The following is a 6,000-nucleotide window of genomic DNA, read 5'->3' as shown; positions in this document are numbered from 1 at the left end:
TTTTGCCGTCGCCCGAAGTGGGGTAAAATATGATCAAAAATTAGCCTTACCTATTGTTTCTTAACACAGTTCATCCCAACGCAGGAGGGATCTCAAGCATCAATCAATTTTGAGATCCCTCCTGCGTTGGGATGACAAAAACGTAGTGTGATAAATCTGATGGGAGAAGTAACTACAATCGTAGCGGATAAAAAAGGATTGGCAAACCTGGATGTGTTTTCCAGTACATTGCAGGAATTAGCCAGCACCGATAAGCAGATTCTGGTCGTCACCAGCGATTCGCGGGGATCGGGGAAGCTTGTGCCGTTTGGTCAGAAATTTCCGGCTCAACATATCGAAATTGGTATTGCCGAACAAAATTTGGTGGGCGTCGCAGCGGGGCTGGCTTCGACTGGCAAGAAAGTGTTTGCCGTATCGCCCGCCTGTTTCCTGACGGCGCGGTCGTTTGAGCAGATCAAAACCGACGTAGCGTATTCTGACAATCCGGTGAAACTTATCGGCATCAGTGCGGGTGTAAGCTATGGCGCGTTAGGCTCTACGCACCATAGTCTGCACGATTTCGCTGCGTTACGTGCCGTTCATAACCTGATCGTGGTAGCCCCTGCCGACAATTTTGAAACAGAGCAGGCCATCCGATTAGCCGCTGAAACCGAACATCCGATTTATATCCGCTTTGGCAAGAAGCCCATGCCGCTGCTCTCCGAGGAGAACCAGGACTTTGAATTTGGTAAGGGACGTATCATCTGCGAGGGAGACGATTTGGTGCTGATCGGTACCGGCGAAACGGTTTACCCCGCGCTTCAGGCTGCCCGCCAGTTGGAAACGCTCCATGGTATCCGTTCAACGGTGATTAGTATGCACACCATCAAGCCTTTGGATTATGCGCTGTTAACCAACGTAGCGTCCAAAGGTTGCCCGATTCTAACCGTCGAAGAACATAGCGTATTTGGCGGTTTGGGCGAAGCCTGTGCCTCGTTTCTGATGACCAACGGATTCCGTAACCGATTTAAAATCATGGGCTTCCCGGATGAGTATACCGTTACCGGCTCGCAGGTTGAGATTTTTAATCACTACGGTTTGTCAGAAGATGGTATCGCGAAAGAAGCGTTGAGTTTACTATAGCTACTAAAATTATTAACCACAGAGACACAAAGAACACAGAGATTTAGGATTTCTCTCATCGTGTTTGAACCTGTAAGCGAAAGTTTCTAAAGACATAAAACCAATACAACTTTGTGTTCTCCGTGCCTCTGTGGTTAAAACCTTTACCTTTAATGAAATCCTTCTGTTCACATAGTATAATCCTTCTATTAGCGCTGGCATCGATCGTATGTCATGCTCAACAAGCGCCCCAAAAACTGCGGGTGCTGGTGTTGACGGATATTGAGAATGAGCCGGATGATGCGCAGTCGATGGTGCGTTTTCTAACGTATTCAAACCAGTGGGATGTGGAAGGATTGATTGCGACGACCTCAGTTCACCAGCCAAATCGGGTTGCTCCTGATAAGATAAAACAGATCGTAACGGCTTACGGAAAAGTGAGAACAAACTTGCTGTTGCACGAGAAAGGTTACCCCGAAACGGCTTATTTGACCAGTATCATTAAGGCGAGTTACCCGAACTACGGCATGGAAGCCGTTGGCGCCGGTAAAGATTCCGAAGGCTCGGAATGGATTATTTCAGTAGTCGATAAAAAGGATAATCGCCCAGTCTGGATTCCGGTTTGGGGTGGAGCTAACTGTCTGGCACAGGCTCTTTGGAAAGTTCGCCAGACCCGCACTCCCGATGACGTTGAGAAATTCGTGGCCAAGCTTCGCGTTTACACCATTTCGGATCAGGACGATTCGGGTCCATGGCTTCGTAAGACCTTCCCGAATCTGTTTTTTATTGCTAGTCCCGGAATGCACGCGGGGGGCGCGTATCATCATGCTACGTGGAGCGGCATCAGCGGGGATAACTTTCATGGTCGATTTCGGGGAGGAGATTTCAGCATCGTCGATAATCCCTGGCTAGACGAGAATATTCGCAAAAATCACGGTCCGTTGGGAGCCGAACATCCGTTTACCAAATTCCTGATGGAAGGCGATACGCCAACCTTTTTATTCCTGATCAACAATGGCTTAAGCGATCCCGAGCACCCAAACTACGGGAGCTGGGGTGGACGTTATGAATTCTATACCCCCCGAACCCGCAAGTGGTTTTACGAACCCGAAACGCGCCCGTTCTGGTCAGATGCGGAAGATGAAGTCATGGGCGTAGATAGCGCCTGGCATACCAGCAACAAAGCCACGATCTGGCGTTGGCGTCGAGCGTATCAAAACGATTTTGCCGCACGCATCGACTGGAGCATCAAGCCCTACAAAGACGCCAATCACCCGCCCGTTGCTACGCTCAGTCATCCGAATGCGTTACGCGTCAAGAGCGGAGAGAAAGTTATGCTGAGTGCCGAAGGATCGACCGATCCGGATGGCAATGCGTTGACCTACGAGTGGATTTATTACCGTGAGCCGGGCTCGTTTGACAGCAATCGCCCGCTTGAGGTACAGGATAAACGGAAAAAGATTGCCTTTGTCGTAGCGCCGAAGGTTACGAAACCCGAAACCTTTCACGTCATCCTGGCCGTGACCGATACGGGAACGCCCTCACTGACTCGTTACCAACGCGTAATTGTGACTGTGTTTCCGTAAGGCCTTTCGATGGTAGTTTGTCATTCCGACGATAGGAGGAATCTCAATGTTGAGTATTAGTCAAGCTTGAGATTCCTCCTATCGTCGGAATGACAAAAAAACTAAATCCTTATGAACAGTCAACGATTCATTTTTCTGTGGCTTTTTGTCTTCCTGATTCTGGTCGGGAGTTGTACAAACAAGTCCGATACGGGTCAGCCGAAAAAGGTGGCCGTGATTGTATCGACGCTTAACAACCCGTGGTTCGTGGTACTGGCCGAAACAGCGGCAGCGCAGGCAAAAGCGTTGGGCTACGAGACAAAAATCTTCGATTCGCAGAACAATACGGCCCTGGAAAGCGACCACTTCGAGAACGCCATCGTGTCGGGGTTCAACGCCATTCTGCTGAATCCGACGGATTCGGATGGCTCCATTGTGAATGCGATGAAGGCAAAAGACGCAGGCATTCCGGTGTTCTGCATGGACCGAGAAGTCAACTCACCCCAGGCTGCTACGTGTCAGATTCTGTCGGATAACTATTCGGGATGCGTTGCCATTGGAAAATACTTCGTTCAGACGTTACGTAGCAAAGTCAAAAATGCCCCCATCCAGTACGTCGAAATTCTGGGTCTGGTTGGTGACAACAATACCTGGAACCGCTCGAAAGGCTTTCATAGTGTTGTCGATCATTACCCAAACTTCAAAATGGTAGCCCAGCAAAGCGCTGATTTCGACCGTAACAAAGCCATGGAAGTGCTTGAGTCCATTCTCCAGGCCAACCCCGACGTCAACGCGGTTTTCTGCGGAAACGATGCCATGGCCATGGGTGCGTATCAGGCGCTGGTAGCTGCCGGGAAAGCGAAAGACGTTGGCGTGTTCGGTTTCGACGGAGCCGACGACGTCATGAACTCCATTCGGGATGGCAAGATTAAGGCAACGGGATTACAATCGCCCCAGACGATGGCCAAAACGGCTGCGCAGTACGCCGACGAGTACATCAAAGGCAAGCGTGATTTTGCGAAGAAAGTCCCCGTAGCGGTTGAGTTGGTCGATCAGACGAACATCAGGGATTACAGCAATGCCAAAAAATCCTGACGAACCATGCCAAAAAATCTGAAATACACCGTTTTTCTGGTGTTGATCGCCGTCGTTGCCTACAACTCCTTTTACTTCAAAAAACTGGACGACGTAAAGGCAAACACCGGATCGAACGCTGGCGAAAAGTTTGACGCAGCCGCCTACGCGCAAAACTTCTGGACGGCAAAACTGCTGCCAGCCAGCGCACACGCAACGGAGCTTAGTACGTTGATTCCGTTACTAAAAACGGATGAAGCGAAAGCGTTCGCTACGTATTCACACGCGCTGGGCATCGGCAACATCCGTTATTTTCTGGTGAAAGGCGACGGCAAAATAACGGCGGTGAGTGATAATGACGTAACGGTTTCTCTCCCCTCTGGCGAAGTTGTAAAGCTGGCGACGGAATACATTTTCGGGAATGCCGCCCGGGACGCGTCAGGCCTGATCAAGATTACGGAGTTCGACAACACAATGGACCTAAACAATGTATCGGCGGAATTGAATAAAATCATTCGAAACAGCGTATTGCCGACGTTGAAAAGTAGTGCGAAACCGGGTAATACAATAACCTTTATCGGAGCCATTGAACTGAACAAAGCGCATTTGCACCTTGAAAATCTAGAAGTGATTCCGATTTCGGTGCATGAGGCAGCGGGCATGGGGGTAAGGGAAAAAGAATAAGTGCATTTTGACCATGAGCAATTCGCAATGAATACCCTACACCCTATGCCCTCTGCCCCATGCCCGCTGCTCGTAGCAGAAAACATCACCAAACGATTTTCGGGCGTAACGGCGCTGGATACGGTATGCCTGGAATTTCTGGCGGGCAACGTAACGGCGGTGATCGGGGAAAACGGGGCGGGGAAATCAACACTGATGAAAATTCTGTCGGGCGTCTATCCGGATTATGAAGGGCAGATTCGGTTCAATGGCGAGCCCGTTCGATTTAACTCCATTCGCGACGCGCAGGCGTGTGGCATTGCGATCATCCACCAGGAATTGAACCTGATCCCGTACCTGAGCATCAGCGAAAACATCTTTCTGGGTCGTGAAATCACTACGCGCTGGGGGACCCTCGACCGGAAAGCGATGCGGAATAAAACCCGTGAACTTCTCGAAAAACTCAAGCTTGACCTTTCCCCCGATACGTTGGTCGCCGAGCTGAAAGTTGGTCAGCAGCAGGTGGTTGAGATCGCCAAAGCCCTGTTGGTTGAATCCGAAGTCATCATTATGGATGAGCCGACTTCCGCCATTAGTGAAAGCGAAGTCGCGGTTCTGTTCGACATTATCAACGATCTGAGACGTGAGAACAAGGCCATCGTGTACATCTCACACAAGCTGGATGAGCTGTTCACCATTGCCGACCGCTACGTTGTTTTGCGGGACGGAAAATCCATCGAATCGGGCAGCATGCAGGGCATCGACCACGATACGTTGATTCGTAAAATGGTGGGTCGGGACATTACGAGCATCCGGCGTCAAGTGAACGGACGGGTGTGCGATACGTTGCTATCGGTCGAAAATTTGTGTCTGAAACACCCGGTACGTGTTCAGGAAAATCAGTTAAAAAATCTCTCGTTTACAGTTGGTCGGGGAGAAATTGTCGGCATCTTCGGGTTAATGGGTGCCGGACGTACCGAGTTACTGGAAACATTGTTTGGCCTCCATCCGAAACGTAGCAGTGGAGTCATTTCGATCAACAATCAGACCAGTCAATTTAAAGCACCGATCGACGCGATTCAGTCGGGCTTTGCGCTTGTACCGGAAGATCGTAAAAAAGATGGACTGGTGCTGGGCCTGGATGTTCAGACAAATATCAGCCTGTCGAATCTAAAAACCATTGAACAGGCTGGTTTGCTGAGTCGTCAGAAAGAAACCACACTGGCCAAAAAATACATCGCGGACTTACGGATCAAAACGCCTTCGGAAAAGCAAACCGCCCGAAATCTGAGTGGTGGTAACCAGCAGAAAATCGTGCTGTCGAAATGGCTGGCTACGAACCCGAAATTATTGATGCTCGATGAACCGACGCGGGGCATCGACGTCAACGCCAAGAACGAAATCTATAAGCTCATTCTACAACTGGCCGATGAAGGCATGGGCATTCTTGTCGTATCGTCGGAACTCCCCGAAATTCTGGCGATTTCTGACCGTATTCTTGTCCTGTGCGAAGGCTGCTTAACCGCCGAAATGGCCGTGCAGGATGCGTCGGAAGATTCCATTCTCAAAGCCGCTATTCCTAAAACTATTTAAAGCC

The 6,000-nt window shown here is 50.0% G+C and carries 5 protein-coding genes; all 5 read left to right on the top strand.

The window, feature by feature from the left end:
* Positions 1-159 precede the first annotated feature (159 nt).
* Positions 160-1,122 carry a transketolase family protein gene (locus IC230_RS31585; protein WP_191043076.1) on the top strand — a complete coding sequence of 321 codons (963 nt, stop codon included), beginning with the start codon at positions 160-162 and terminating at the stop codon, positions 1,120-1,122.
* 152 nt (positions 1,123-1,274) lie between these two features.
* Positions 1,275-2,687, top strand: a complete 1,413-nt coding sequence (locus tag IC230_RS31580) for a DUF1593 domain-containing protein (protein WP_191043075.1) — start codon at positions 1,275-1,277, stop codon at positions 2,685-2,687.
* A gap of 111 nt (positions 2,688-2,798) precedes the next feature.
* The gene (locus IC230_RS31575; protein ID WP_191043074.1) at positions 2,799-3,761 is read left to right on the top strand and encodes a D-ribose ABC transporter substrate-binding protein; all 963 of its coding nucleotides are present in this window, start codon (positions 2,799-2,801) and stop codon (positions 3,759-3,761) included.
* Positions 3,762-3,767: 6 nt separating this feature from the next.
* On the top strand, positions 3,768-4,424 hold the full coding sequence (locus tag IC230_RS31570; RefSeq protein ID WP_191043073.1) for a DUF2291 domain-containing protein: 657 nt from the start codon (positions 3,768-3,770) through the stop codon (positions 4,422-4,424).
* A 45-nt stretch (positions 4,425-4,469) separates the two neighbouring features.
* Positions 4,470-5,996, top strand: a complete 1,527-nt coding sequence (locus IC230_RS31565; RefSeq protein ID WP_223860987.1) for a sugar ABC transporter ATP-binding protein — start codon at positions 4,470-4,472, stop codon at positions 5,994-5,996.
* Positions 5,997-6,000: the final 4 nt, after the last annotated feature.

Source organism: Spirosoma validum (genome assembly GCF_014699035.1).
Lineage (GTDB): Bacteria > Bacteroidota > Bacteroidia > Cytophagales > Spirosomataceae > Spirosoma > Spirosoma validum.
This window is presented reverse-complemented; position numbering and strand designations above follow the sequence as displayed.

Excerpts from the sequence above, each read along its gene's own strand:
- IC230_RS31585 (WP_191043076.1), top strand. The coding sequence starts at position 160 with ATGGGAGAAGTAACTACAATCGTAGCGGATAAAAAAGGATTGGCAAAC.
- IC230_RS31580 (WP_191043075.1), top strand. The coding sequence starts at position 1,275 with ATGAAATCCTTCTGTTCACATAGTATAATCCTTCTATTAGCGCTGGCA.
- IC230_RS31575 (WP_191043074.1), top strand. The coding sequence starts at position 2,799 with ATGAACAGTCAACGATTCATTTTTCTGTGGCTTTTTGTCTTCCTGATT.
- IC230_RS31570 (WP_191043073.1), top strand. The coding sequence starts at position 3,768 with ATGCCAAAAAATCTGAAATACACCGTTTTTCTGGTGTTGATCGCCGTC.
- IC230_RS31565 (WP_223860987.1), top strand. The coding sequence starts at position 4,470 with ATGCCCTCTGCCCCATGCCCGCTGCTCGTAGCAGAAAACATCACCAAA.